This is a genomic window from Pseudomonas sp. FEN (assembly GCF_904067045.1).
Lineage (GTDB): Bacteria > Pseudomonadota > Gammaproteobacteria > Pseudomonadales > Pseudomonadaceae > Aquipseudomonas.
Genome location: NZ_CAJFDC010000036.1, coordinates 627,465 through 652,965, shown reverse-complemented (window position 1 = coordinate 652,965; position 25,501 = coordinate 627,465). Strand labels below are relative to the sequence as shown.

General features: G+C 61.9%; 23 protein-coding genes and 1 pseudogene. 8 read left to right on the top strand and 16 right to left on the bottom strand.

Features of this window, described 5'->3' with window-relative positions; genetic code table 11:
• Positions 1–49: 49 nt before the first annotated feature.
• Both PFEN_RS26600 and PFEN_RS26595 read left to right on the top strand, forming a co-directional pair.
• Complete coding sequence (locus PFEN_RS26600) at positions 50–1,984, top strand: putative nucleotidyltransferase substrate binding domain-containing protein (RefSeq protein WP_191489578.1); 1,935 nt, start codon at positions 50–52, stop codon at positions 1,982–1,984.
• Entirely contained in the window at positions 1,981–2,688 is a 708-nt protein-coding gene (locus PFEN_RS26595) for a PolC-type DNA polymerase III (RefSeq protein WP_191489577.1), read from the top strand. The genes PFEN_RS26600 and PFEN_RS26595 overlap by 4 nt, the downstream gene beginning before the upstream one ends.
• 216 nt (positions 2,689–2,904) lie before the next feature.
• Here the strand turns inward: PFEN_RS26595 and creD are convergent, their stop codons facing one another.
• The 4 genes from creD to PFEN_RS26575 form a co-directional block, all read right to left on the bottom strand.
• Positions 2,905–4,278, bottom strand: coding sequence for a cell envelope integrity protein CreD (gene creD / locus PFEN_RS26590; RefSeq protein WP_191489576.1), 1,374 nt, complete (start codon positions 4,276–4,278; stop codon positions 2,905–2,907).
• 95 nt (positions 4,279–4,373) lie between these two features.
• Positions 4,374–5,792, bottom strand: a complete 1,419-nt coding sequence (gene creC, locus PFEN_RS26585) for a two-component system sensor histidine kinase CreC (protein WP_191489575.1) — start codon at positions 5,790–5,792, stop codon at positions 4,374–4,376.
• Positions 5,792–6,472: a two-component system response regulator CreB gene (creB, locus tag PFEN_RS26580; protein WP_191490264.1), complete on the bottom strand. Its 681-nt coding sequence runs from the start codon at positions 6,470–6,472 to the stop codon at positions 5,792–5,794. Before creB ends, creC begins: the two co-directional genes overlap by 1 nt.
• Before the next feature lie 58 nt (positions 6,473–6,530).
• Positions 6,531–7,031, bottom strand: a complete 501-nt coding sequence (locus PFEN_RS26575; RefSeq protein ID WP_191489574.1) for an ATP-dependent zinc protease — start codon at positions 7,029–7,031, stop codon at positions 6,531–6,533.
• 318 nt (positions 7,032–7,349) lie between these two features.
• Between PFEN_RS26575 and PFEN_RS26570 the strand changes: the two genes are divergently transcribed.
• Positions 7,350–8,255, top strand: a complete 906-nt coding sequence (locus tag PFEN_RS26570) for an acyltransferase (RefSeq protein WP_191489573.1) — start codon at positions 7,350–7,352, stop codon at positions 8,253–8,255.
• A gap of 201 nt (positions 8,256–8,456) precedes the next feature.
• Here PFEN_RS26570 and PFEN_RS26565 read toward each other — a convergent pair whose 3' ends face one another.
• Complete coding sequence (locus PFEN_RS26565) at positions 8,457–8,999, bottom strand: DUF2780 domain-containing protein (protein ID WP_191489572.1); 543 nt, start codon at positions 8,997–8,999, stop codon at positions 8,457–8,459.
• Between the two features lie 314 nt (positions 9,000–9,313).
• Here PFEN_RS26565 and PFEN_RS26560 point away from each other — a divergent pair, with 314 nt between their 5' ends.
• Both PFEN_RS26560 and PFEN_RS26555 read left to right on the top strand, forming a co-directional pair.
• Positions 9,314–9,904: a sigma-70 family RNA polymerase sigma factor gene (locus PFEN_RS26560; RefSeq protein WP_191489571.1), complete on the top strand. Its 591-nt coding sequence runs from the start codon at positions 9,314–9,316 to the stop codon at positions 9,902–9,904.
• Positions 9,901–10,575, top strand: coding sequence for an anti-sigma factor domain-containing protein (locus tag PFEN_RS26555; RefSeq protein ID WP_191489570.1), 675 nt, complete (start codon positions 9,901–9,903; stop codon positions 10,573–10,575). The genes PFEN_RS26560 and PFEN_RS26555 overlap by 4 nt, the downstream gene beginning before the upstream one ends.
• Positions 10,576–10,623: 48 nt before the next feature.
• On the opposite strand, the gene PFEN_RS26550 is transcribed toward PFEN_RS26555, so the two are convergent.
• Both PFEN_RS26550 and PFEN_RS26545 read right to left on the bottom strand, forming a co-directional pair.
• Positions 10,624–11,283 (bottom strand): AAA family ATPase, encoded by a 660-nt coding sequence (locus tag PFEN_RS26550; protein WP_191489569.1) that lies wholly within the window; start codon positions 11,281–11,283, stop codon positions 10,624–10,626.
• The gene (locus PFEN_RS26545) at positions 11,283–11,627 is read right to left on the bottom strand and encodes a type II toxin-antitoxin system Phd/YefM family antitoxin (protein ID WP_191489568.1); all 345 of its coding nucleotides are present in this window, start codon (positions 11,625–11,627) and stop codon (positions 11,283–11,285) included. The genes PFEN_RS26550 and PFEN_RS26545 overlap by 1 nt, the downstream gene beginning before the upstream one ends.
• 192 nt (positions 11,628–11,819) lie before the next feature.
• Between PFEN_RS26545 and PFEN_RS26540 the strand changes: the two genes are divergently transcribed.
• Entirely contained in the window at positions 11,820–12,305 is a 486-nt protein-coding gene (locus PFEN_RS26540; protein ID WP_191489567.1) for an ecotin family protein, read from the top strand.
• 136 nt (positions 12,306–12,441) lie between these two features.
• Here PFEN_RS26540 and fdhA read toward each other — a convergent pair whose 3' ends face one another.
• The 7 genes from fdhA to glyA all read right to left on the bottom strand — a co-directional run bounded on the left by fdhA (position 12,442) and on the right by glyA (position 21,678).
• On the bottom strand, positions 12,442–13,641 hold the full coding sequence (gene fdhA, locus PFEN_RS26535) for a formaldehyde dehydrogenase, glutathione-independent (protein WP_191489566.1): 1,200 nt from the start codon (positions 13,639–13,641) through the stop codon (positions 12,442–12,444).
• Positions 13,642–13,865: 224 nt separating this feature from the next.
• Entirely contained in the window at positions 13,866–14,723 is an 858-nt protein-coding gene (purU, locus tag PFEN_RS26530; RefSeq protein WP_191489565.1) for a formyltetrahydrofolate deformylase, read from the bottom strand.
• Between the two features lie 253 nt (positions 14,724–14,976).
• Positions 14,977–15,609 carry a sarcosine oxidase subunit gamma gene (locus tag PFEN_RS26525; protein ID WP_191489564.1) on the bottom strand — a complete coding sequence of 211 codons (633 nt, stop codon included), beginning with the start codon at positions 15,607–15,609 and terminating at the stop codon, positions 14,977–14,979.
• A 183-nt stretch (positions 15,610–15,792) separates the two neighbouring features.
• Positions 15,793–18,810, bottom strand: a complete 3,018-nt coding sequence (locus PFEN_RS26520) for a sarcosine oxidase subunit alpha (RefSeq protein WP_191489563.1) — start codon at positions 18,808–18,810, stop codon at positions 15,793–15,795.
• Complete coding sequence (locus PFEN_RS26515; protein ID WP_191489562.1) at positions 18,807–19,136, bottom strand: sarcosine oxidase subunit delta; 330 nt, start codon at positions 19,134–19,136, stop codon at positions 18,807–18,809. The genes PFEN_RS26520 and PFEN_RS26515 overlap by 4 nt, the downstream gene beginning before the upstream one ends.
• Positions 19,137–19,150: 14 nt before the next feature.
• Entirely contained in the window at positions 19,151–20,401 is a 1,251-nt protein-coding gene (locus PFEN_RS26510) for a sarcosine oxidase subunit beta (RefSeq protein ID WP_191489561.1), read from the bottom strand.
• A 23-nt stretch (positions 20,402–20,424) separates the two neighbouring features.
• Positions 20,425–21,678 (bottom strand): serine hydroxymethyltransferase, encoded by a 1,254-nt coding sequence (glyA, locus tag PFEN_RS26505; RefSeq protein ID WP_191489560.1) that lies wholly within the window; start codon positions 21,676–21,678, stop codon positions 20,425–20,427.
• A gap of 417 nt (positions 21,679–22,095) precedes the next feature.
• Here glyA and PFEN_RS26500 point away from each other — a divergent pair, with 417 nt between their 5' ends.
• Positions 22,096–23,136 carry a low specificity L-threonine aldolase gene (locus tag PFEN_RS26500; protein ID WP_191489559.1) on the top strand — a complete coding sequence of 347 codons (1,041 nt, stop codon included), beginning with the start codon at positions 22,096–22,098 and terminating at the stop codon, positions 23,134–23,136.
• 828 nt (positions 23,137–23,964) lie between these two features.
• Here the strand turns inward: PFEN_RS26500 and PFEN_RS26495 are convergent.
• Together PFEN_RS26495 and PFEN_RS26490 are read right to left on the bottom strand one after the other, a co-directional pair.
• The gene (locus PFEN_RS26495) at positions 23,965–24,270 is read right to left on the bottom strand and encodes a cell division protein ZapA (RefSeq protein WP_191489558.1); all 306 of its coding nucleotides are present in this window, start codon (positions 24,268–24,270) and stop codon (positions 23,965–23,967) included.
• Positions 24,267–24,497, bottom strand: coding sequence for a hypothetical protein (locus PFEN_RS26490; protein WP_191489557.1), 231 nt, complete (start codon positions 24,495–24,497; stop codon positions 24,267–24,269). Before PFEN_RS26490 ends, PFEN_RS26495 begins: the two co-directional genes overlap by 4 nt.
• Before the next feature lie 280 nt (positions 24,498–24,777).
• Here PFEN_RS26490 and PFEN_RS31690 point away from each other — a divergent pair.
• Positions 24,778–25,500: pseudogene (locus PFEN_RS31690) on the top strand (MCP four helix bundle domain-containing protein); the annotation flags it as partial.
• Position 25,501: the final 1 nt, after the last annotated feature.

Sequence of the window (25,501 nt, the reverse complement as noted above, 5' to 3'; positions counted from 1 at the left end):
ACGGCGATTATTCGCCCACATAACAACGCACAAAAAAGCGATAGCGGTCATGAGCAAAGCGGATGCCTTCACCCAGGCTGGGAAGACCGCGGTGTTGCAAAACATCCACGGCACCTTGCAGTTCCTGCAGCAATTCCCGCCCTTCAACCAGATGGAGAACGCCCATCTGGCCTATCTGGTCGAGCAGTGCCAGCTGCGTTTCTACGGCACTGGCGAGAGCATCATCAAGCCCAGCGACGGGCCGGTGGAGCACTTCTATATCGTCAAGCAGGGCCATGTGGTCGGCGAACGCCCATACGCAACCAAGGACGGCAGCGAAACCGTCTTCGAAATCACCACCGGCGAGTGTTTCCCCCTCGCGGCGTTGCTCGGCGAGCGGGCCACCCGTACCGAACACCTGGCTGGCGAAGACACCTTCTGCCTGCAATTGAACAAAGTAGCGTTCATCAAGCTGTTCTCGTCCTCCGACGTCTTTCGCAACTTTGCCCTGCGCAGTGTCAGCAGCCTGCTGGACCAGATCAACCAGCAAGTCCAGCGCAAAGCCGTGGAAACCCTCGGCACCCAATACTCGCTCAACAGCCGCCTAGGCGAACTGGCAATGCGCCACCCCGTGACCTGCCCGCCGGGCACGCCACTGCGCGAAGCCGTGACCCTGATGCACGAGCAACAGGTCGGCAGCATAGTGGTGACCAATGAGGCCAAGGCCCCGATCGGCATCTTCACCCTGCGCGACCTGCGCCAGGTGGTGGCCGACGGTGTCCAGGACTTCAATCAGCCCATCGACCGGCACATGACCGAGGCGCCCTTCGCCCTGAGCCCGGACCACAGCGCCTTCGACGCCGCGATTGCCATGACCGAACGGCACATCGCCCACGTCTGCCTGGTGAAAGAGCAGCGGCTGTGTGGCGTGGTCTCCGAGCGTGACCTGTTCTCCCTGCAACGGGTCGACCTGGTGCATCTGGCGCGGACCATCCGCAGCGCGCCGCGATTGGACAACCTGATAGCGATTCGCGGCGAGATCGGCCAATTGGTGGAGCGCATGCTGGCTCACGGTGCGTCTTCGACCCAGATCACCCAGATCATCACCCTGCTCAACGACCACACCGTCTGCCGGGTGATCGAGTTGACCCTGGCCGACAAGGGCGACCCGGGCGTGCCCTTCAGTTGGCTGTGCTTCGGCAGCGAAGGCCGTCGCGAACAGACGCTGTTCACCGACCAGGACAACGGCATCCTGTTCGAAGCCCGCGATGCCGTCCAGGCCGCCGAGATTCGCGGCAAATTGCTGCCCCTGGCGCAACAGATCAACCAGAACCTGGCGCTGTGCGGCTTCAGCCTGTGCAAGGGCAACATCATGGCCGGCAACCCCAAGCTGTGCCTGTCCCGTGCGGAATGGACCCGACTCTTCGCCGCTTTTATTCGTGAAGCCACGCCGGAAAACCTGCTGGCATCGACCATCTATTTCGACCTGCGGGTGGTCTGGGGCGAGGAACGGGGCTGCCAACAACTGCGCCAGGGCATCCTCGATCAGGTGGCCGACAATCGACTGTTCCAGCGCATGATGGCCGACAACGCCTTGCGCCAGCGCCCGCCGGTGGGCCGTTTGCGCGAGTTCGTGCTGACCCGCAACGGTGGCGACAAGGCCACCCTGGACCTGAAAGTCCAGGGCCTGACCCCCTTCGTCGACGGCGCCCGCCTGCTGGCACTGGCCAACGGCATCGAAGCCGGCAACACCATCGAACGCCTGCGCCAACTGGTGGCCAAGGAGGTGATCGAACGCCTCGACGGCGCGGCCTATGAAGAGGCCTATCACTTCATCCAGCAGACCCGCCTGCAGCAGCATCAACTGCAAACCCGGCACAACCTGCCGCACTCCAACCGGGTCGATCCGGACAGCCTCAACCAGTTGGACCGGCGCATCCTGCGCGAAGCCCTGCGCCAGGCGCAACGCCTGCAAAGCAGCCTGGCGCTGCGGTATCAGCTGTGAAGCTGTTTTCCTGGCTGAGAGCCAGCAAGCCGATACTGGATACCGCCACATTGGCGCGGGTCACACAACTGTCGGCCGCCAAGCCCCTGGGCAGCTGTTCGTTACGCGAGCAGCGCTGGATTGTCGTCGACCTGGAAACCAGCGGCCTGAACCTGAACCGCGACCAGGTACTGTCCATCGGTGCGGTGGTCATCGAAGACGGCGCCATCGACCTGGGACAGTGTTTCGAGCGAACGTTGTCGCGCCCCGGGCAAAGCGTCAACCCCAGCGTGCTGATCCATGGCCTGGGTCCGAGCGCCCTGGCCGCCGGCAGCGATCCGGCGCAGGCGTTGCTGGACTTCATGGAGTTCGTCGGCGACAGCCCGCTGCTGGCGTTCCACGCCCCCTTCGACCAGCACATGCTCGCCCGCGCGCTGAAAGACAGCCTCGGTTACCGCCTGCAACATCCGTTTTTCGATGTGGCCGACATCGCGCAGTTGCTGTGCCCGCACGCAACCCTGCGCGAAGCCGGGCTGGACGACTGGATCGACTATTTCAAGTTGCAGGTGCACGAGCGCCATCACGCCAGCGCCGACGCCCTGGCTACCGCCGAACTGGCGCTGATCCTGTTCAGCCGGGCGCGCCAGCAACAGATCCACAGCCCGTTGAATCTGCAGCAGCGCCTGAACCAGTGGAAACGCCGCCAGCAGACGCACGCCTTCTAGCCACACCGAAGCCCCTCGGAGCCTGGCTTGTCGGGACGCCGCACCGCAGCGATGGCGGACGAACAAACGATGCCAGACTCAACGACCCCTTCGCGAGCAAGCTCGGCTCCTGCAGGGGTCGGGTTCGGCGTCCACTGACAGGCCCCGTTCCTGGCGCCCTCGAGCAGGCGCGCCAACTCGGCGCCCCACTGCTGATCTTCGCGCAACCCCAGCGACCTACTCATGCGCCGCTCCGATATCGAAGTTCAGCGCTTCGGCGGGCTTGCCCTGGCCGATCCCATACCAGTCGAGTTTGCGGGTCAGCACCATGAACACCCCAAGCAGGCAGAACAGCAGCAGCGAGCCCATCAACAAGGCATAGTCCTCGGCGCTCAGCAGCCCGTAGAGCAAGCCATACAACGCGACCAGGCTGACACCGAAGCCCAGGCCATGAGTCAGGCTGCGCAACACATGGCAGACATAGAAACCGATCAGCCCGACACAAGCGGCTGCCGACACCAGGTACGCCAGGCCAAACCCCAGATGCTCGGACAGCGACAGCAACAACAGGTAGAAGAAAGCCAGCGCCACCCCGACCAGGGCGTACTGGATCGGGTGTACCGCCAGACGCTTGAGCACTTCGAACAGAAAGAAGCCGGCAAAGGTCAGGGCGATAAACAACAAGGCATATTTGATCGCCCGATCGGATTTGAGGTACTGGTCCACCGGTTCGATAAAGCTTACGCCGAAGCTGCGGGACTTGAAGCCATCGCAGTCGGTGGTGGCCAGGCAGTTGTTCAGGGCTTCACGCAGATTGGTGGAGAAGAATGACGTCTGCCAGTTGGCACTGAAACCCTGATCGGTCACTTCCCGTTGGGCTGGCAGATAGTTGCCGATAAAGCTGGGGTGCGGCCAATCGGCGGCCAGACGCACCTTGCTGGTCTTGCCCACCGGCAGTACCTGCAACTGGCCGGTGCCTTGCAGGGTCAGGTCGAACGCGAAGTCGAGGCGTTGTTCTTCCCGGCTGTCGAGACGCGGCAGGTTCACATGCACACCGTCGCCCAGCCAACTGACCTGGGTTCCGGGCAGGAATTCCAGACTCTGGCTGCCCAGTTGCAAGGTCAGGGCGTTTTCGATGCCACGGATATCGCTGATACCCACCGCCAGGTAGGGTGCGTCGAAGCGGTAGTCGGTGAAGCCTTCCGTGATGCCCAATTGCGACGGTAATGTGAAGCTACCGCTGATCTGGTTGTCGGCGTGAAACAGCCGCGCCTCATAGATCCCCCGCGAGCGCCGCTCGGTCCGGACCTTGCCATCGATTTCGAAGCGCTCCGGCAAGAAGTACAGGCGCCCGCTGACTTCGCTGCTCTGCTGATAGCGCTCGCCCTTGGCGTCGGTCTTCCATTCGCGCACGGTCTGGCGATACGGCACCACCAGCAGCGGGCCGCTCAATTGCTGGCTGTAGCTGGAACTGCGGGCGATATCTTCGAGGACAGCGTCGCGCAAGCGCTGGCGCTCGCTGATGATCCCATCGATCATCATCAAGGGGATCAGCAACAACAACATCAGTAGGGCAATCGCCCCGAGTTTTATAGCCAGACTGCGGTTCATGGGTTCTCTCCCTGTTGGAATGAGGGAGAGTCTGCGCAGCCTGTTTGAGGGCGTGATGGAGCGAATGTGGAGAGTGTGTGGAGATGCCGTGCGAATCAGGGAAAGCGCAGGCTGACCTCGACCCCGCCGGGTACATTGCCAATGCGCAGTTCGCCACCGTGCAGCTTCATCACTTCCTCGACAAAGTTCAGCCCCAGCCCAGTGCTCTTGCGCCCACTGCCTGGTCGCGGCAAGGAGTAGAAGCGCTCGCTCAACCTCGGCAAGGCATACTCGGGAATCGCCTCGGCCTGATTGAACAGCGTGAAGCACAACTGCCGGCCCTGGCGCTCGGCCGTGAAGCGCACAAGCCCTTCGGACGGCGTGAAGTCCAGCGCATTGTCCAGCAGGTTACCGATGGCCTGGCGCAGCAGGAACGGTTCGCCGAACACCTTCAGGTCCGGCGCAATCGACTGCTCCACGCGCAAATGCGCGCGCTCGATCCGCGCGGCCTGGGCCTGCAACACGTCATCCACCAAGCTCGCCAATGGTACCTCGAGCTGTTCCTCCAGCACTTGGCGCTGCTCCACCAACGCCAGGTTCAGCAGCCGCTCGATCAATTGCTGCATACGCGCGCTTTCACTGTCGATATTGCCGACGAAGCGTTCGCGCTGGGCTTCCGGCATCTGCCCCTGCAACAACTCCGCCGCCCCGCGAATCGCCGCCAGCGGGCTTTTCAACTCGTGGGTCAGGGTGTGCACGTAGCGCTCGACATAGGCCTTGCCCTCCAGTTGCGTGCGCATGTGCTCCACGGCATTGGCCAACTGCGCCAGCTCACCACCGCGATAGTGCGGCAACTCGGCCTTGCGCCCCTCACTGACCGCCTGGGCATAGGCGGTCAGGCGTCGCAACGCCGCGCTCAGCCACCAGGACAGCAGCGCGCCGAACAACAGGCCCAGGCCGATCAGCCCGGCGCCGTACCAGAGCAGGCGGCGCTCGGTACGATCAACGTAGGGCTGCAACGAGCTGTTGGGCTTGGCCACCGTGACCACGCCAATGATCTGGCCGTTGTCGGTGATCGGCGCGCCGACATGCATCACCGAGGAGTTCGGGTCGCCGTCCACCACCCGGGTCGAGCGGGCGCCGTACTCGCCGCGCAGGGTCAGGTAGACATCGTTCCAGCGCGAATAGTCCTGGCCCACCGCCTGCTCGGCGGAATCAAGCAGCACGATGCCGTGGCTGTCGGTCACATAGATCCGGTGATTGACCTGATTCTTCGCCAGGCCCCAGATGGTCGCCGCCGGCTTGCGCTGGCCGTAGGCCTTGAGCACTTGCGGCAGGCGGCTCTGGGCCAGGGTGCCGGTCTTGACATCATCATGGAGGATTTCCGCCAGCAGGTTGGCGGTGTCCACCAGGGTTTCCTCGGTGGACTGACGCACGCCCGGGCGGATTTCCTTCATCACCGTGTTCAGCACGAAATAGCCGGTCAGGCCGACAAAGAGGAAGTACACCAGGAAAATCCGGATCCCCAACGGCATCAGCTGTTCCCCGGACTGTAGCTGTAGCCCAGGCCGCGATGGGTCTGGATCGGCTCGGCAGCCACGGCCACCGCCCGCAGCTTGGCCCGCAGGCTCTTGATATGGCTGTCGATATTACGCTCGTAGCCAGCATCCGCCGCCACGCCCAACGCATCGAGCAACTGCTCGCGGCTGAAGACCCGTTCGGGCTGTTCCAGCAGGCAGGCAAGCAGGCGGAATTCGTGACGGGTCAGGCTCAAGGGTTGGCCGCGATAGACGATCTGCACCCGCTCGTGATCGACCAGGAAGCGCTCATTGGCAACCGTCGACGACGCCTGGGGCACCACGCGCTTGAGGATCGCCCGTACCCGCGCCGCGACTTCCCGAGGACTGAAGGGCTTGACCACATAATCGTCGGCACCGATTTCCAGGCCCACCACGCGGTCGATCTCGCCATCGCGGGCGCTGAGAAACATCACCGGCACTTCGGTAAAGCGCCGCAGCTGCTTGCACACCTCGAAACCGCTGATATCCGGCAGGCCGATATCGAGAATCAGCAGGTCGGCAGGCAGAGCCCGCTGGTGCTCGACCGCCGCGCTCCCCAGGTTCAACCAGGTGGTGGTAAACCCTTCGCCCTGCAAGGCGTAGATCAGGGTATCGGCAATCGCCGCTTCGTCTTCGACAATCAGGATATGGGGCATGGCGTCCGAGCACGGCTGTTGATCGCGCAACGGTGCCGGACACCTGCCGCCGCGTCAATCAGCAGTCGGGTTTGTCGGCGGTATAGCGACGGGCCGGGTTCACCGCGGCACCGAACTCACGCAGGGCCTTGGCGCCAATCAGCAGCGGGTAGTTGAAGCCGCTGCGGTTGGTCAGGTTGACCTCCACGCTACGCTTGACGTGGCCCAGACACATTTCCAGCTCCACCACCGGGCGCTTGCTCGGGTCGGCGGCTTCGCCGTCCTCGTCTTCCTCGGTACGGGTCTTGATCTTGCTGATGCGCGCGACCTTGTGCTCATAGACCTTGTTGCCAGCATCGGCGGTACCCAGGCGGAAGCGCACCCAGTCCTCGCCATCGCGCTTGAACAGCTCGATGTCCTTGGCCGACAGCGAGGCGGTCAGGGCGCCGGTGTCCATCTTGGCCTTGAAGGTCTGGCCGATTTCCGGCAACTGGATATATTCGTAGCGCCCGTAGAGGGTCGGTTCGGCCGCCATGACCGGCAGGGCCAGGAGGGACAACAGGGCAAGAATGGATTTCACTTCAGTTGTACCTTTTAAGTGGACACACAAGGGGCGCCATTTTAGACCGCTATTAGCGCATTGGTTCATGAACAAACCCGACAGTTGGACAGCCGCGCCCGTGGGGGCCGGCTTGCTGGCGATAGCGGTGGTGCAATGACATCGCCATCGCTGGCAATCGGGCGTCGACCGACAGCGCCTACAAAGATCCTGTTCGCGCCAGGTTGATCGGCACCCAGCTGGCCTACACCTTGTTAAACATTCGTCCCCTGCACAATTTGGCGTCTGCCCGTGCCGCCTTTATCATGGCGCGCCCTAACGCGTTGAAAGAGTCCCTGTATGCGCCGCCTGCTCACCGGCAGTTTCGTCACGCTCCTGCTGTTGCTCAACACGCTGGTACTGTTCGGCCCGCTGATGATCTTCGCTCTACTCAAGCTACTGCTGCGCGGTCGCTTTCGCGACTATGCCAGTTGGGCGGTGATGTGGATCGCCGAAACCTGGGCCGAGATCGACAAGCTGATCTTCGCCCGGTGCATCCCCACCCGCTGGGATATTCGTGGCGCCGAGGGCCTGCGCCGCGACACCTCGTATCTGGTGGTCTGCAACCATCAATCCTGGGTCGATATCCCGGCGCTGATCCAGACGCTCAACCGGCGCACGCCGTTTTTCAAGTTCTTCCTCAAGAAAGAGCTGATCTGGGTGCCGTTCCTGGGCCTGGCCTGGTGGGCGCTGGACTACCCCTTCATGAAGCGCTACAGCAAGGCTTTCCTCGACAAGCACCCCGAACTCAAGGGCCATGACCTGGAAATCACCCAGGCCGCCTGCGAGCTGTTCAAGCGCCAGCCGGTGACCGTGGTCAACTACCTGGAAGGCACCCGCTTCAGCCCGGCCAAGCGCCGGGAACAAGACTCGCCCTTCAGCTACCTGCTCAAGCCCAAGGCCGGCGGCGTGGCCTTCGTGCTGGCGGCCATGGGCGAACAGCTGGATGCGATCCTCGATGTCACCGTGGTCTATCCACAGGAGCGGATTCCGGGGTTCTGGGATCTGATCAGCGGCAACCTGCCCAAGGTCATCATCGACTTCCAGACTCGCGAGCTGAGCGCGGATCTGTGGCAAGGCGACTACGAGAATGACCCACTGTTTCGCCAGTGGATCCAGGGCTGGGTCAACCAACTCTGGAGTGAAAAGGACCAGCGCATCGCCGCCTTGCGCAGCGAAAGCGAGCCGACGGCTCGGCCCGTTTGACCACTAACCGTGGGGAGCCGGCTTGTCGGCGCAGGGGCCCTTGAGTCTTATGGTGCCTGTTCGGACGCCATCGCGGCGTTCCGGCAAGCTGGCTCCCACAAAACCGCGCCCCGGCGCAAAAATACCGTTGCCCCCAGACAATAAAAGCGCATCGAACGACCTGAACCGTTCGATGCGCTTTTATTCGAACCCGATGCCTTATCAGCTACCGGCGCCCCAGATGCCACCCAGGCTCTTGAGCAGCGGACCACCGACGCCCTGCTGCCCCAGGTACTGCAGGATCAGCGGGGCAAACTGGCCGACCATGCCACTGTCCATGCCCAGGGCCCCGAATGCCTTGTTCAGGTCGTTGGTGTTCTGCACATTGCCCAGCATGCTGCCCATCGCCGACGAGTTGCCCGACTGGCCCAATAAACCACCCAGACCGGCCAGGGCGCCACCGCCCGACAACTGGTCGAGCCCTGGCACGCTCTGGCTCAACTGCGAATAATCGTTGTCGCTGAGCTTGTTCTTCGCCAGCCCCAGCATGGCACCGGTACCGCCAATGGCCTGTTCCGGCGTGACATTCAGTTGCGAGCCCAGGGCGCTGAGCAGGCCGCCGGCCGGGGCCGTCGCATTGCCATTCTGGCCGCCCTGCATGGACGAGACCGCATTGGCCGCATCGTTCAGGCTGAACGCCGCGAATACCGGTGTGACGGCGAATGCCAGGAGCGAAGCCAGTACCACACCGCGTGAAATCTTCATTGCTACACCTCTGGAATTATAAAAATCACCCGCCATCTGGCACAGGTGCCGGACACTTGCCGTTGGAGTCGAAAAAACCCGACTTGTTCCGCCCTCGCCGAATCCGCCCGACGCACCGATAAAAGAACGGTCCGTACAACATTCTGATCAAGGCTGAGAAAGGCATCAGCACCGATATCCGCACCTACAAGGTCATGCAGCCGAACGGCGCGATCCAGGCGATCGACCAGGTGCTGCCGCGCAAAAGCCGAGTCCAGCCCATGAATGGAACAACCGCCCGCCGTGAACTACCCTGAGCCGGCAACCAGCGCAAAATGCGGCCCATCCATCGTCTTTTGATTGTCTGGAGAACTGCCATTTCCACCACCGACGCCGATCAACTCAGGCAGTTGCTGGCCCAGTGCTCGCAGGGCAACCGCCACGCCTTCGAGACGCTTTATCGCCGCGTCGCCCCGCGCCTGCACGGCGTGGCCCTGCGCTGCCTGGGCCATGGGGACCTGGCCGAAGAAATCCTCCAGGAAAGCTTCGTGCGCATCTGGAACAACGCCTCGCGCTACGAGGCCCACTTGTCGGCGCCCATGACCTGGATGGTCAACATCACCCGCAACCTGGCCATCGATCAGTTGCGCAGGCTCCGTGAGGTGCCCCTGGACGATGGGCAGGAAGACAGTCTGACCGACGACAGCCCGTCAGCCCACGACCTGCTCGACAGTGCCCGCGAGGCCAAGGCCATGAACCGCTGCCTGGAAACCCTGGAAGGCCCGCAACGCCAGGCGATCACCCTGGCCTATTTCCACGGCCTGTCCTACCCGGAGCTGGCCGAACAGTTGCCCGCGCCCCTGGGTTCGGTCAAATCCTGGATACGTCGCGGCATGGAACGCCTGCGCAGGTGCCTTGAATCATGAACTACCAGAATCCCCGCCTGCGTCGCGAGCTGGCCGCCGACTATGCCATCGGCCTGCTGTCCAAGGCCGCGCGACGACGCTTCGAAGAGCTGATGCGCGATGACGCCAAGCTGCGCACCCAGGTCGCCGAGTGGCAGGAAAACCTGATGGTCCTGACCGAATCCGTGGCCGACCAGCCGGTGCCCGATCGCGTCTGGCAAGGCATTGTCGCGCGGATCGATCCGCAACGGCTGCACCTTCCCGAGAAGCAGCCGTTCTGGAGTGGGTTGCGGATCCTCGCGGTGGCCTGTTCGCTGGTGTTGGTGGTGGCCTTGGGCGTGTTCTACCGTCACGATCCGGTGAGCGCCAGCGCGACCCTGCTCAGCGGCACACAAACCCCGGTGTTACGGGTCAAGGCCCATGCCGACTACCTGCAAGTGGAACCGCTGAGCCTGGCGGGGGTGGCCGCCGACCGCAGCCTGGAACTGTGGGCAATTCCACTGGATGGCAAGCCGGTGTCCCTGGGCCTGGTGCCCAAGGAGGGCAAGGGTCGGGTCGAATTGAGCGAAGCGCAGAGGGCCTTGCTCGACGCCCCGGTGGTACTGGCGGTCAGTCTTGAACCGGCAGGCGGCTCGCCGACTGGGCAGCCGAGCGGACCGGTGTTGTATCAAGGGCCGCTGGCGGCCCTCTAAGCCCAAAGCACGCTCGGGCATTACAGCATGGGTCGCGTTCCACACCGACTATTCAGGAAGGTATTCAATGGCTGCCTGCACCAGCGGCCGCGCCCATTGTGGTGTGCCCTGCAAGGCGGCGGCATCTTCCGGATCCGGGAAAATGATCTGTCCAGCCACCATCTCCAGAATCAGCGCAGGATCCGGAATATCCTCACCTGGCGCGGCGTCGGCGCTGTTATCGAACACTTGCAAGTGCGCCAACAGCGGCATCAGAGCGACCAGATTCGCTCGAGAAGAGACCCAACGCTCGCGAATCTTCTTTTCCGCAATATCGTGCCCACCAACGGACACGCGAAAACGTACCCGTTGCAGATGCTGCTCCGCAGACGACAATCCGCAAAACAGCATCACCACGTCATGAGTCCGAGCGGCCTGAGCCAGCAAGCGCGCGATCGTGTTGCCACCCAGCGTGGTTTCGAACGCGTAGTTACGCCCCTGGAGCAGCGCGGCTTCCAACAGCGAGCGACCGTGCTCCCAAGCCAGGGCATTGGCCTGAACAGGATCAATGCCCTGTGCGCCGACCAACTCACGCGCAAAGCTGTCCGGGTTGAACCAATCCAGCCCGTGCTCAGCCAGGAGCGCGCCACCTACCGAGCTTTTACCTGCGCCGTTGACACCCGCCAGGACGAAAATGTACGGACGTTCGCCGGGTAATACTTCAGTCATCAGTAAGAGGACCCTGCCTTGGGCCGCTTGCCCAGCTTGCCTTTGGCCGCCAGCAGCGAGCGCACGCCAGCGGCGGATTCAGGCTGTTGCAGAACCTCCAGGCGAGCATCGAAACGTTGGGTCAACTCCTCCAGGGCCGATTGCTCCCGGGCCTTGTAGGCTTGTACTTCGGCGATCAGTTGCTGGTAGGTCTCGGCGGCCAGCAGCACCATTTCCACGGTCGAGTGGTTGGTCACGGCCACAGTGCCGGACTGATGGACCAAACGGACAACGTCGGCCCACTTGTTCTTCACCTGGGAGGCATTCTGACGGGGCAGATCAAGGAGGTCAGGCAAAGCAATCATGGCATGTGCTCGCAAGCTGGGATGGCCCGCTCACTATAGCAACACCGCAGCAATCTGGCTATTTTTGCCATATTTGGTTTTTTAATGGCCACGGGTAGTTCCCATAACTATCTACCACCGGCCCCCGTTCAACATTGGTGAAGATGACTGTGCGGGACAACCCCCCTTCAATCAATGCACAGAGGCTTGAATATGGATATGTTCACCAGCGCAATCATCGAAGCAGGCATCGTCACCTTGTCTGCTCTCACGGACACCGATCATGCGACCTGCCTGGAACATCAGCCCCTCGAAAACGGCTATAGAAAGTTTGTGTTTTTCCTGAAAAAACGCCCAGACGAAGAGCACCTTGAGGTCAGGATCAATGCCCGAATCAGCCTGTTGTACGACTGCAATATGTCTGATTACCTCAGGCGTGAAGGCCTCGAGAGCAATCTTGAGAAAACGACGGCCGGTTATTACCGGCTCGACCGACCGCTTTATGCGTCAACGAAAATTGGCTGCCCGCCACCCAAGCACGTAGAAACTCATAAGCTAAAGGGCCAGGGTTATACCCTGCCCTACAACAGCAACACCCCCATCGTTATCCACGCCTTCGCGGGCTTCGATCCGAAGGAAGATGTCCATGTCTCTTACGACATCATCGAAAAGGGTGCAAGCAACGTTATCGGTCTCTAAGCTTTCAAAAGACCGGTAGTGCTCCTGGAACCTTAAGCAGACGAAAAACAACCTTGCTCTTCCAGGACCGGAACAAAGACCGCAGCATTAAAAAGGGCGACCGAAGTCGCCCTTTTTCCGTCTTGCCCTTTACTGCTTACGCCGCACTGAACAGCTTGTGCGGGTCAATCACGAACTTCTTCGGTACGCCCGCATCGAACTCGCCGTAACCGCGTGGCGCGTCATCCAGGCTGATCACTTCGACGCCGACGATATCGGCGATCTTGATCCGATCCCACATGATCGCCTGCATCAGCTGGCGGTTGTACTTCATCACCGGGGTCTGGCCGGTGTGGAAGCTGTGGGACTTGGCCCAACCGAGGCCGAAGCGGATGCTCAGGCTGCCCATTTTCGCCGCGGCATCCACCGCACCCGGATCTTCGGTCACGTACAGGCCCGGAATACCGATCTTGCCCGCCACGCGGACCACGCCCATCAGCGAGTTGAGCACAGTGGCCGGAGCCTCGTGCTTCACGCCTTCATGGCCGTGACCACGGGCTTCGAAGCCCACCGCATCGACGGCACAGTCCACTTCAGGTTCACCGAGCAACGCGGCGATCTGTTCGTGCAACGGGGTGTCCTTGGACAGGTCGGCGATTTCGAAACCCTGGGCCTTGGCATGTGCCAGGCGGATCGGGTTGACGTCACCGATGATCACCACCGCCGCGCCCAGCAGGCGTGCCGAAGCCGCCGCCGCGAGGCCGACCGGACCGGCACCGGCAATGTACACGCTGCTACCCGGGCCAACGCCCGCGGTGACCGCGCCGTGGTAGCCAGTGGGGAGGATGTCGGAGAGGCAGGTCAGGTCGCGGATCTTCTCCATGGCCTTGTCGCGATCCGGCAGCTTGAGCAGGTTGAAATCGGCATACGGTACCAGCACATACTCGGCTTGGCCGCCGGTCCAGTCGCCCATGTCGACATAACCGTAGGCACCGCCGGCACGCGCCGGGTTGACGGTCAGACAAACGCCAGTGTGTTGCTCCTTGCAGGAACGGCAGCGCCCGCAAGCCACGTTGAACGGTACCGAGACCAGGTCGCCGAGTTTCAGGTTCTCGACATCGCTGCCCTTCTCGATCACTTCACCGGTGATTTCGTGACCCAGGACCAGACCGGTCTGGGCGGTGGTACGGCCACGGACCATGTGTTGGTCCGAACCACAGATGTTGGTGGAGACGACGCGCAGGATGACACCGTGCTCAATCTTCCTGCCGCGTGGGTCCTGCATTTTCGGATAGTCGATTTTCTGCACCTCGACCTTGCCATTGCCGAGATACACCACACCACGATTGCCAGACATGCTTTCACCTCGCTGTTGTTTTTATGTAGCAGCGCGTTGCCAGGGGGCAACGCGCGGATTGCTCGGGTTATTGCCTGTGGTTGTTGCGTTGTTCTTACGGGCCTCTTCGCCGGCAAGCTCCGCTCCCACGATTGATGGGGTAACTCCCAGGCTACGCAGTCCACTGTGGGAGCGGAGCTTGTCGGATCGCCGCAGCGCCGCGAAGGTCGTAAAACGACCGCCTTTTACAGCACTACTGTTCGGTTGGCGTTCAAGAAAACTCGCCGCTCGATGTGATAACCCACCGCCCGGGCCAGCGTCAGCCCTTCGATATCGCGGCCCTTGGCGATCAGATCCTCGGGATAATGGCTGTGGTCCACCGCTTCCACGCCCTGGGCGATGATTGGACCTTCATCCAGGTCGTTGTTGATGTAGTGCGCGGTGGCCCCCACCAGTTTCACGCCCTTGTTGTAAGCCTGGTGATAGGGCTTGGCGCCCTTGAAGCCGGGCAGCAACGAGTGGTGGATATTGATCGCCTTGCCGTCGAGCTTGCGGCACAGCTCGGGCGACAGCACCTGCATGTAGCGGGCAAGGATCACCAGTTCGGCGCCGGAATCCTCGATCACCTGCCAGACCTGACGCTCCTGGGCCGGCTTGTCGTTCGGGTCCAACGGGAAATGGTAGTAGGGAATCTGGTGCCAGTCGGCCAGGGGCTTGAGGTCCGGGTGGTTGGACACCACCGCGGCCACATCCATGGACAGTTGGCCGATGCGCTGGCGATAGAGCAGGTCGTTGAGGCAGTGATCGGCCTTGGACACCATGATCACTACTTTCGGCCGATAGTTCGGCGCGGTCAGCTCGAACAACATACCGAAGGCCTCGCCGCGCTGGGCAAGGCCGGCGCGGAACGCCTGTTCGTCGAAACCGTCGGGCTGGCGGAATTCCACGCGGATGAAGAAACGACCTGAGAGGCGATCATCGAACGAGTGGTGCTCGGTGACGTAGCAACCCTGCTCGAACAGATAGCGGGTCACCGCATCCACCGTGCCGAGCATGCTGGGGCAATCGGCGGTCAAAATCCATGTATCGGGGGCGCGGCTCATGCGGTGACTCCTGTTCTTGAATACCTGCACGCCAGTAGGTGCAATGCAAAACCTGCGGCGAACCTAGTTACTGTGGCGAGGGGGCTTGCCCCCGCCGGGCTGCGAAGCAGCCCTAAAACCGGCAATCGCGCAGTGTCAGACAGACCGTGTTTTCAGGGTTTGGGGCTGCTGCGCAGCCCAGCGGGGGCAAGCCCCCTCGCCACATTGGCCCTGTCAAACCGGCAAAACCCGCCCGGGCACAATCATCGTTGTATCAGGCCTGGACGCTGAGACCGTACTCGGCCGCCGCATCCTGCAACCACAGCCACCAGTAATCCGAGAAGCTGCGACGGATCACCAGCTCCCAGGTGTCATCGGCGGTATGGCGGATCATCAGTTGCGACTTGGCGAACACCGTGCCCACCGCCTTGCCCACCGGGAAGTTGTTGGGGTGCACGTCATAGCTGGTGGACTTCATCAGCACTTCACGGACGTTCGGCCCGCTCAGCTCCAGCAGTTGCTGGCCGCCGCTGACATTGACGATGGCGATATGCAGATCGCCCAGGGCTTCGCGCAGCGCCTTCTCGGCGGCGAACTCTTCGCCGCTCGGGACGATCAGCAACCACTCGTCAGGGCCCAGCCATTGCAGGCTGGTCTCGCCCTTGGCGACGACGGTCAATGCCACCGGCAGCTCCAGGCCAAGGGCCTTGTGCACGCCGGCGGCAAAGGCCGGATCGTGGCCGTCGCCACGAATGGTCAGGTGACCGAGCAGTTTCTTTTCGCGCACGGTGACACCGGCGTTCTTGCGGCCCTTGCCCACCAGGCTGGCGAGGTCGGCATGGTGCAACGACGACTCGGCCTTGGCCCCGGAAGTCGGGCGTTGTTGGTAAACGTTGGCTGTGGTCATGTGAAACACCTGTGTTGAATTCTGTCTTTGCGGTGGGTCAATACCTGACCTCACCTCATGAACAACCGTGGCCCTGTGTGGGAGCGGAGCCTGTCGGATCGCCGCACCGCCGCGAAGGGGCCCTTGCAGCCGCCAAAGCGCTGCGGCGATCCGACAAGCTCCGCTCCCACGGGGACTACGGCGTCAGATGTTCTGGCGGTCCCCTTTGGGATCGAAGAACACCGAAGAAACGATTTCCGCCTCGATCACGCTGCCATCGGCCAACGGCGCGAACACCCGCTCGCCCATGCGCTTCAAGCCGCCCTTGACCACCGCCATGGCGAATGAATAACCAAGGGAGTTGTGGGCATAGCTGGAGGTCACGTGACCGACCATCTTCATCGGGATCGACTGCTTGGTGTCGAACACCAACTGTGCGCCTTCCGGCAGCCACTTGGTCGGATCGATCGGCTTGAGCCCGACCAACTGCTTGCGCTCCTCGCGCACGCAGTCTTCACGGTTCATCCCGCGCCAGCCGATCCAGGAGAACGGCTTGGTCCGGCCCACACACCAGCCCATGTTCAGGTCGTCCGGGGTCATCGAGCCGTCGGTGTCCTGGCCGACGATGATGAAGCCCTTCTCGGCCCGCAGCACGTGCATGGTCTCGGTGCCATACGGCGTCAGGTTGTACTGCTTGCCGGCCTCGACGATCTTCTCCAGCACACCCATGGCATAGTCGGCCTGGACGTTGACCTCGTAGGACAACTCACCGGTAAAGGAAATCCGGAACACCCGCGCCGGCACACCGCCGACCAGGCCTTCTTTCCAGGTCATGAACGGGAACGCGTCCTTGTCCAGGTCGATGTCGGTGACTGCGCTGAGCAGCTTGCGGCTGTTCGGCCCGGACAAGGTCATGGTCGCCCAGTGGTCGGTCACGGAGGTGAAGTACACCTTCATGTTCGGCCATTCGGTCTGGTGATAGATCTCCAGCCATTGCAGGACGCGAGCCGCGCCGCCGGTGGTGGTGGTCATCAGGAAGTGGTTGTCGGCCAGGCAGGCGGTGACGCCGTCGTCGAAGACCATGCCGTCTTCCTTGCACATCAGGCCGTAGCGAGCCTTGCCCACATCGAGCTTGGTCCAGGCGTTGGTGTACACACGGTTGAGGAACTCACGCGCGTCCGGGCCCTGGATATCGATCTTGCCCAGGGTCGAGGCATCGAGCAGGCCGACGCTGTCGCGCACGGCCTTGCACTCACGCTTGACCGCCGCATGCAGGTCTTCACCGTTGCGCGGGAAGTACCACGGGCGTTTCCACTGGCCGACATCTTCGAACTTGGCGCCCTGCTTCACATGCCAGGCTTGCAAGGCGGTGTAGCGCACCGGCTCGAAGATATGCCCGCAGTGCCGGCCGGCGACCGCGCCGAAGGTCACCGGCGTGTAGTTCGGACGGAACATGGTGGTGCCCATCTGCGGGATGGTCACGTTCAGCGAACGGGCGGCGATGGCCAGGCCGTTGACGTTGCCCAGCTTGCCCTGGTCGGTACCGAAGCCCAGCGCGGTGTAGCGTTTGACGTGTTCGACCGATTCGAAGCCTTCGCGGGTCGCCAGTTCGATGGCGGCGGCGGTGACGTCGTTCTGCAGGTCGACGAACTGCTTCGGTGCCCGTGCGGTGGCTTTTTCATGAGGCACCTGAAACAGCGCCAGGGTGGGCTCTTCCAGACGCGACAGGGCTTTGGGCAGCACGCCTTCGACGGCCTTGAAGCCAGCTTCGCTGGCGGCGCGAACGCCGCCTTCAAAACCATCGGCCAAGGCATCGGCCAGGCCATAGACGCCGTTGATGCCGCCGACGCACACGCGTTTCTGCGGTGCTTCGCCGGGCACGAAACCGAGAATGTCTTCGCGCCAGGTCGGCTTGCCGCCCAGGTGCGAGGCCAGGTGCACCACCGGGCTGTAACCACCGGAGCTGGCCACCAGGTCGCACTCCAGCCATTCGCCAGGGCTGGTGACTTTATGGGCCTTGACGTCGATGGCGGCGACGCGCGCCGCGGTCACGTGCTTGCTGCCACGGGCTTCGATCACGGCGCTGCCGGTGAGGATACGAATCCCCTTGGCCCGTGCCTCTTCCACCAACGCACCGCGTGGGTTGCCGCGGGCATCGGCGATGGCCACCACTTGCAGGCTGGCATCGAGCCAGTCCAGGGCCACGCGGTAGGCGTGATCGTTGTTGGTGCTCAGCACCAGCTTCTTGCCCGGGGCCACGCCGTAACGGCGGACGTAGGTCGAAACGGCACCGGCAAGCATGTTGCCCGGCACGTCGTTGTTGCCGTAGACCAGCGGCCGCTCATGGGTACCGGTGGCCAGGACCACGCGCTTGGCGCGGACCCGGTGGATACGCTGGCGCACCTGGCCGATCGGCGCACGGTCACCCAGGTGATCGGTGAGGCGCTCGTGAATGGTCAGGAAGTTGTGGTCGTGGTAGCCGTTGACGGTGGCCCGTGGCAACAACAGCACGTCCGGCAGGCCCTTCAATTCGGCGAGGACGCTGGCGACCCACTCGGCCGCCGGCTTGCCGTCGAGGCTTTCGCGGGAGTCGAGCAGGCTGCCGCCGAACTCTTCCTGTTCATCGGCCAGGATCACCCGCGCACCGCTGCGCGCGGCGGCCAGAGCGGCGGCCAGGCCGGCAGGGCCGGCACCGACGATCAGCACGTCGCAGTGCTGATTCATGTAGTCATAGGTGTCCGGGTCGTTCTGGGTCGGCGAGCGACCGAGGCCGGCGGCCTTGCGGATGTACTTCTCGTAGGTCATCCAGAACGACTGCGGGTACATGAAGGTCTTGTAGTAGAACCCCGGTGGCATCAGCTTGCCGCCGACCTTGCCGAGAATCCCCATCATGTCGTTGTTGACGCTCGGCCAGCCGTTGGTGCTGGTGGCCACCAGGCCCTGATACAGCGCTTGCTGGGTAGCACGCACGTTGGGGATCTGGGTCGCTTCGGTGGCGCCGAGTTGCAGCACCGCGTTCGGCTCTTCGGCACCGGCGGCGAAGATGCCCCGGGGACGGGAATACTTGAAGCTGCGGCCGACGATATCAACGCCGTTGGCGAGCAACGCGGCGGCCAGGGTGTCGCCTTCAAAGCCTTTGTAGACCTGGCCGTTGAAGGTGAAGCTCAAGACTTTGTTGCGGTCGATCCGACCACCGTTGGACAGGCGATTGACCTGGCTCATACCTTCTCTCCCACAGCCGCGCCGGGCACTTTGGAACTGTCTGCTTTAGCGGTGAATTGCGGCTTCTCGCCAATCTTGTAGCTTTCGAGAATCTCGTAGGTGACAGTGTCGCGGGTCACGTTGAAATATTGCCGGCAACCGGCAACGTGGTCCCACAACTCGTGGTGCAGGCCGCGCGGGTTGTCGCGGAAGAACAGGTAGTCGCCCCACTGCTCGTCGGTGCAGGTGCCCGGGTCCAGGGGACGCGGGATATGCGCCTGGCCGGAAGCATGGAATTCCTCTTCGGAGCGCAGCTCGCCGCAATGAGGACAGAAGATATGCAACATAGGGATTTCTCCTGTTAGTGGGCGACCGCAGCAGCACCGTGTTCGTCGATCAACGCACCGTTGTGGAAACGGTCGATGGAGAAAGGAGCGGCCAACGGGTGCATTTCACCCTTGGCCAGGCTCGCGGCAAACACGTTGCCCGAACCGGGGGTAGCCTTGAAGCCGCCGGTACCCCAACCGCAGTTGAAGAACATGTTCGGCACCGGGGTTTTCGAAATGATCGGGCAGGCATCCGGGGTAGTGTCGACGATGCCGCCCCACTGGCGGTTCATGCGCACGCGGGACAACACCGGGAACATCTCGACGATGGCCTGGATGGTGTGTTCGATCACCGGGTACGAACCGCGCTGGCCGTAGCCGTTGTAGCCGTCGATACCGGCACCGATCACCAGGTCGCCCTTGTCGGACTGGCTGATGTAGCCGTGCACGGCGTTGGACATGATCACGCTGTCGATGATCGGCTTGATCGGTTCGGACACCAGCGCTTGCAGCGGGTGCGACTCGATCGGCAGACGGAAACCGGCCAGCTTGGCCATGTGCCCGGAGTTACCGGCGGTGACCACACCGACGCGCTTGGCGCCGATAAAGCCCTTGTTGGTCTCGACACCGATGCACACGCCGTTTTCCTTGCGGAAACCGATCACTTCGGTCTGCTGGATCAGGTCCACGCCGAGGGCGTCGGCCGCACGGGCGAAGCCCCAGGCCACGGCATCGTGACGGGCCACGCCGCCGCGACGCTGGACGGTGGCGCCCATCACCGGATAGCGGGTGTTCTTCGAGCAGTCCAGGTAGGGAATCTCGTCCGCCACCTGCTGAGCATTGAGCAGTTCGCCGTCGACGCCATTGAGGCGGTTGGCGCTGACCCGACGCTCCGAATCACGGATGTCCTGCAGGGTATGGCAAAGGTTGTAGACGCCACGCTGGGAGAACATCACGTTGTAGTTCAGGTCCTGGGACAGGCCTTCCCACAATTTCATCGCGTGTTCGTACAGGTGCGCCGACTCGTCCCACAGGTAGTTGGAACGCACGATAGTGGTGTTGCGGGCGGTGTTGCCGCCGCCCAGCCAGCCCTTCTCGACCACGGCGACGTTGGTGATGCCATGCTCCTTGGCCAGGTAGTAGGCGGTCGCCAGGCCATGCCCGCCACCGCCGACGATGACCACGTCATAGACCTTTTTCGGGGTCGGCGTGCGCCACATTTTCTGCCAGTTTTCGTGATGGCTGAGAGAGTGCTTGAAGAGGCCGAAGCCCGAATAGCGTTGCATAGTCATTTACTCCAAAACCGCTCTCAGCGATAAACCGGGAAGTCCGCGCACAGGGCTGTCACGTGCTGGGCGACGTTCGCTTCAACATCGGCGTCGCCGAGGTTGTCGAGGATGTCGCAGATCCAGCCGGCCAGCTCGACGCACTGGGCCACTTTGAAACCACGGCTCGTGACGGCCGGGGTACCGATACGCAGGCCGGAAGTGACGAATGGCGACTGTGGATCGTTCGGCACGGCGTTCTTGTTCACGGTGATATGGGCACGGCCCAGGGCGGCATCGGCCTCTTTGCCGGTCAGGCCCTGACGAATCAGGCTGACCAGGAACAGGTGGTTGTCGGTACCGCCGGACACTACATCGTAGCCGCGTTTGATAAATACGCCGGCCATGGCCTGGGCGTTATCGATCACTTGCTGCTGGTAGACCTTGAAGCTCGGCTCCAGCGCTTCCTTGAAGCTCACGGCCTTGGCGGCGATCACATGCATCAGCGGGCCGCCCTGGCCACCGGGGAATACCGCGGCGTTGAGTTTCTTTTCCAGCTCTTCGTTGGCCTTGGCCAGGATCAGGCCGCCACGGGGACCGCGCAGGGTCTTGTGGGTGGTGGTGGTGACCACATCGGCATACGGCAGCGGGTTCGGGTACAGGCCGGCGGCGACCAGGCCGGCAACGTGGGCCATGTCGACGAAGAAATAGGCGCCCACTTTGTCGGCGATTTCACGGAAGCGTGGGAAATCGAGGGTTTTCGAGTAGGCCGAGAAACCGGCGATGATCATTTTCGGCTTGTGCTCGACGGCCAGGCGCTCGACTTCATCGTAGTCGATCAGGCCGGTGTTGGTATCGATGCCATACTGCACGGCGTTGTAGAGCTTGCCGGAGAAGCTGACCTTGGCCCCGTGGGTCAGGTGACCGCCGTGGGCCAGACTCATGCCCAGCACGGTGTCGCCGGCGTTGAGCAGGGCCAGGTAGACCGCGGCGTTGGCCTGGGAACCGGAGTGCGGCTGGACGTTGACATAATCGGCGCCGAACAGTTGCTTGGCGCGTTCGATGGCCAGGGCCTCGACCTTGTCCACGTGCTCGCAGCCGCCGTAGTAGCGCTTGCCCGGATAACCTTCGGCGTATTTGTTGGTCAGGCCGCTGCCCTGGGCCTGCATGACGCGCTTGCTGGTGTAGTTTTCCGACGCGATCAGCTCGATGTGATCTTCCTGGCGCTGCTCCTCGGCATTCATGGCCGCCATCAGTGCATCGTCATAACCCTGGATCTGGTCTTGCTTGCTGAACATCGCGTCTCTCCCAGCGGCGGCGGTGCGCCATTCGTCTCGGTAAGGCCTTTGCCTGACGGCAGTGCCCTTTGAATGCGATGGTAGGGCCGACGCAGACCGATCAGATGCCTATGGACGCCACGCAAAGGTGCGTTTACGACATGCCTTGGCGCACAGCGATAATCGAGCGCAAACCTGTGGCGAGCGGGCCTGCCCGCGCTCGGCGGCGAAGCAGCCGTAAAACCAGACACCTCGCTTTACCTGACACAGCGCAATCACAGTTTTCAGGGCCGCTTCGCGCCCCGGCGCGGGCAAGCCCGCTCACCACAAGGGGATCCGCGATCGTTGGACAGAGGTTTTTCCTACGGAAACTGTGCCTGTGCGACAACCTCAATTCTGGTTACAGTGCGCACCATAATCGTTCACAAGGACCGGGCCATGACCGACAAGAGCCAACAATTCGCCAGCGACAACTACTCCGGTATCTGCCCCGAGGCCTGGGCCGCCATGGAACAGGCCAACCACGGCCACCAGCGCGCCTACGGCGACGACGAATGGACCCAGCGCGCCGCCGACGGTTTCCGCCAACTGTTCGAAACCGACTGTGAAGTGTTCTTCGCCTTCAATGGCACCGCGGCCAACTCCCTGGCCCTGTCGTCGTTGTGCCAGAGCTACCACAGCGTGATCTGCTCGGAGACCGCCCACGTCGAGACCGACGAATGCGGCGCCCCGGAGTTTTTCTCCAACGGCTCCAAACTGCTGACCGCGCGCACCGAGAACGGCAAGCTGACCCCGGAGTCGATCCGCGAAATCGCCCTCAAGCGCCAGGACATCCACTACCCCAAGCCCCGCGTGGTAACCCTGACCCAGGCCACCGAGGTCGGCAGCGTCTATACCCCGGACGAAATCCGCGCCATCAGCGCCACCTGCAAGGAACTCGGCCTGCACCTGCACATGGACGGCGCGCGCTTCTCCAACGCCTGCGCCTACCTCGGCTGCACCCCGGCCGAGCTGACCTGGAAGGTCGGCGTCGACGTGCTGTGCTTCGGCGGCACGAAAAACGGCATGGCGGTGGGTGAAGCGATCCTGTTCTTCAACCACGACCTGGCGGTGGATTTCGACTATCGCTGCAAGCAGGCTGGGCAGTTGGCCTCGAAAATGCGTTTTCTCTCGGCGCCCTGGGTCGGCCTGCTGGAAAACGACGCCTGGCTCAAGCACGCCCGCCACGCCAACCACTGCGCACAGCTGCTCAGCAGCCTGGTCAAGGACATTCCCGGCGTGGAACTGATGTTCCCGGTGGAGGCCAACGGTGTGTTCCTGCAACTCTCGGAAGCGGCCATCGCCGCGCTGGCCGCCAGGGGCTGGCGCTTCTACACCTTCATTGGCAAGGGCGGCGCGCGCTTCATGTGCTCGTGGGACACCGAGGAAGCGCGGGTGCGGGAACTGGCGGCGGATATTCGGGAAGTCATGTCGATCTGAGCCAACTTCTTTTAATCGCGCTTTATCTTAAGATAAAGCGCGATGTACCCTACCCACCCCTTCAATCGCCCCAACACTTCAAGCCCTTATAATATTTCACAATAAACCACTGTCCCTTGAGCAACAGTGGCAATACCTCAATTTCAAAACAGCCAGTCGTAAAAACAAAAATCTATAAAAAACAACCTGCCGCCTTTTACTACAGACTCAAAACATAAAAAGACCAGCATGTCTACTGTCAAGACTGACAGTAGACGCCTTCAGTTGCCGAAAATAAAATCCTCACAACCTTGAGCGATGAGACAGGCAGCGAGCGCTCAGCAATATCGATTGAGGCATAGAAAATAACCCTACTTGGAATAATCGAGGTTACTGACCATGCCACTTCAACTACACATTTGGATTGTTTTTCCCGATGGCACGCGTCATATCGTCGGCCCAGATGATCCGGGCTGCGCGGCTCTTGTTGGCCTACAGAAAGGCGATACCGTCTCCATTGTTATTAACGACAAGGAACGCCGTGGAACTGTATCCAATAAAATTCTCGCCTATACCCCCCTCCATAACGGGTGGATTCTTAATTTATTGGTATAGACCCCTTGAACATTGCACGGCCTTGAAAACCGGCTGACACAACCTGTTTGAGCCCCATCGCCTAGCGCTCAACCTGCCGGATTCATTTATCCAAGGAAAGTCGTCAATGCGACTCGCCTCTATCAACACGGACAAATGAACCCTCCAGCCAACGCTGGATATAAGCAGGCTTTGATCAGCATCAACGCTCCAGTCTTCCTTCGGCCCGAGACAGCCAACATCACTCAAACGAAACTATTCCGTCTGCCCCACTGACCGCGCAATCACATCGACCGTGGCGCTGACCTGCTCTTGATAACGCTCGAGTTCCTCGCGGTGAAGCTGCCGTGCTTCGATCTGCTGCGAACACAGGTTCAGCGCCGCCAGTACCAGCAACTTGTCGCCGATCAGAGTGGGAAATTTTTTCTTGGTGTCGGCCAAGGCCGCCCTGAGCATCACGGTCGCGTCCTGCAACGTCCGTTCCTGGCCGGCGGGCGCCTTGATCGAATAGTCCTCGCCGAGGATCGAGATAACGGTCACCCCATCGCTGCTGGTTCTCATGCGCTCACGGGACCCGCGCTGACACGTTCGACCAGCGCCTGGATGCGGGCGGCGGTGGCGCCGTGCTTTTCTTCCTGCTCCATCAGGTTCAGTTGCAGGCTTTCGTTTTCGTCCTTGGCCTTGGCCAGCTCGGCGCTCAGGGCCGTATTGGTCGCCAGCAGTTCCTGTTTTTGCTGAACCAGCTCGCTGACCAGTTGCTCCAGTTGACTCAGGGAAGCTTCCAACATTTTCTTGATCTCTCGGCAGTTTCAAAGGGCGCGTACGATAAAGAAAAGCCCCCCTGTTTGCCAGGGGAAAACTGTCGCAAAGCCTTGATTTTCCTGGCGGGGCACTTTTCTTCGAACCTTAGTGACTGCAATTGCCAAGACATGTTCCCGACCCCCTGTCGGAAACTTTGCCAACAACAAATACACGTGGGGGCTTAAGACTTTGGTCTAATGACCGATAGGTCATTAGACCAAAGTCTTAACAGCCGCACGGAATGCGCCCCCCTCTCAGGTAGCTACCATGTCCCTACGTAACATGAACATCGCCCCGCGCGCGTTCCTCAGCTTCACCCTGATCGGTGCCCTGATGCTGATCCTGGGGATATTTGCCCTGAACCAGATGAGCAAGATCCGCGCGGCGGCCGAAGAGCTCAACAGCAACAGCGTGCCCAGCATCAGGAGCCTCGACGACCTCACCCAACTGACTCTGCGCCTGCGGGTATTGTCCTATCGCCTGGTAACCAACCGTGCGGCGGATGAGCAACAGAAGATCCTCGACCTGTTCAACCAGCGCAACCAGCAGATCGGCAAGGCCCAGGCGATTTACGAAAAACTGATCAGCGCCCCGGAGGAACGCAAGGCCTACGAGCAGTACGTGCAGGTGCTTGGCCAGTACCGGCAGCTCGAAGAGCGCATGAAGAACCTGTCGCGTAACAATCAGCTCAGCGAACTGACCACCTTGATCAATAGCGAATTGCTGACCAACTCCGATCAGCTCAACAACGCACTCGCCAAGCTGGTGGAGATCAATGCCCAGCAGAGCAACGACACCAACCAACAGGCCTCCGAGCAGTACGCTTCGGCGTTCAACCTGGTGGTGGCCCTGCTAGTGGTCGCCACCGGCCTGACCTTCCTGTTCGCCTGGTTGCTGACCAACAGCATTACCCGGCCGATCGCCGATGCCCTGACCGCCGCCGAGCAGATCGCCGAAGGCGACCTGACCCGGCCGATCAAGGCCGAGGGCA

Excerpts from the sequence above, each read along its gene's own strand:
- PFEN_RS26600 (WP_191489578.1), top strand. The coding sequence starts at position 50 with ATGAGCAAAGCGGATGCCTTCACCCAGGCTGGGAAGACCGCGGTGTTG.
- creD (WP_191489576.1), bottom strand. The coding sequence starts at position 4,278 with ATGAACCGCAGTCTGGCTATAAAACTCGGGGCGATTGCCCTACTGATG.
- creC (WP_191489575.1), bottom strand. The coding sequence starts at position 5,792 with ATGCCGTTGGGGATCCGGATTTTCCTGGTGTACTTCCTCTTTGTCGGC.
- creB (WP_191490264.1), bottom strand. The coding sequence starts at position 6,472 with ATGCCCCATATCCTGATTGTCGAAGACGAAGCGGCGATTGCCGATACC.
- PFEN_RS26570 (WP_191489573.1), top strand. The coding sequence starts at position 7,350 with ATGCGCCGCCTGCTCACCGGCAGTTTCGTCACGCTCCTGCTGTTGCTC.
- PFEN_RS26565 (WP_191489572.1), bottom strand. The coding sequence starts at position 8,999 with ATGAAGATTTCACGCGGTGTGGTACTGGCTTCGCTCCTGGCATTCGCC.
- PFEN_RS26560 (WP_191489571.1), top strand. The coding sequence starts at position 9,314 with ATGCGGCCCATCCATCGTCTTTTGATTGTCTGGAGAACTGCCATTTCC.
- PFEN_RS26555 (WP_191489570.1), top strand. The coding sequence starts at position 9,901 with ATGAACTACCAGAATCCCCGCCTGCGTCGCGAGCTGGCCGCCGACTAT.
- PFEN_RS26550 (WP_191489569.1), bottom strand. The coding sequence starts at position 11,283 with ATGACTGAAGTATTACCCGGCGAACGTCCGTACATTTTCGTCCTGGCG.
- PFEN_RS26545 (WP_191489568.1), bottom strand. The coding sequence starts at position 11,627 with ATGATTGCTTTGCCTGACCTCCTTGATCTGCCCCGTCAGAATGCCTCC.
- PFEN_RS26540 (WP_191489567.1), top strand. The coding sequence starts at position 11,820 with ATGGATATGTTCACCAGCGCAATCATCGAAGCAGGCATCGTCACCTTG.
- fdhA (WP_191489566.1), bottom strand. The coding sequence starts at position 13,641 with ATGTCTGGCAATCGTGGTGTGGTGTATCTCGGCAATGGCAAGGTCGAG.
- purU (WP_191489565.1), bottom strand. The coding sequence starts at position 14,723 with ATGAGCCGCGCCCCCGATACATGGATTTTGACCGCCGATTGCCCCAGC.
- PFEN_RS26525 (WP_191489564.1), bottom strand. The coding sequence starts at position 15,609 with ATGACCACAGCCAACGTTTACCAACAACGCCCGACTTCCGGGGCCAAG.
- PFEN_RS26520 (WP_191489563.1), bottom strand. The coding sequence starts at position 18,810 with ATGAGCCAGGTCAATCGCCTGTCCAACGGTGGTCGGATCGACCGCAAC.
- PFEN_RS26515 (WP_191489562.1), bottom strand. The coding sequence starts at position 19,136 with ATGTTGCATATCTTCTGTCCTCATTGCGGCGAGCTGCGCTCCGAAGAG.
- PFEN_RS26510 (WP_191489561.1), bottom strand. The coding sequence starts at position 20,401 with ATGCAACGCTATTCGGGCTTCGGCCTCTTCAAGCACTCTCTCAGCCAT.
- glyA (WP_191489560.1), bottom strand. The coding sequence starts at position 21,678 with ATGTTCAGCAAGCAAGACCAGATCCAGGGTTATGACGATGCACTGATG.
- PFEN_RS26500 (WP_191489559.1), top strand. The coding sequence starts at position 22,096 with ATGACCGACAAGAGCCAACAATTCGCCAGCGACAACTACTCCGGTATC.
- PFEN_RS26495 (WP_191489558.1), bottom strand. The coding sequence starts at position 24,270 with ATGAGAACCAGCAGCGATGGGGTGACCGTTATCTCGATCCTCGGCGAG.
- PFEN_RS26490 (WP_191489557.1), bottom strand. The coding sequence starts at position 24,497 with ATGTTGGAAGCTTCCCTGAGTCAACTGGAGCAACTGGTCAGCGAGCTG.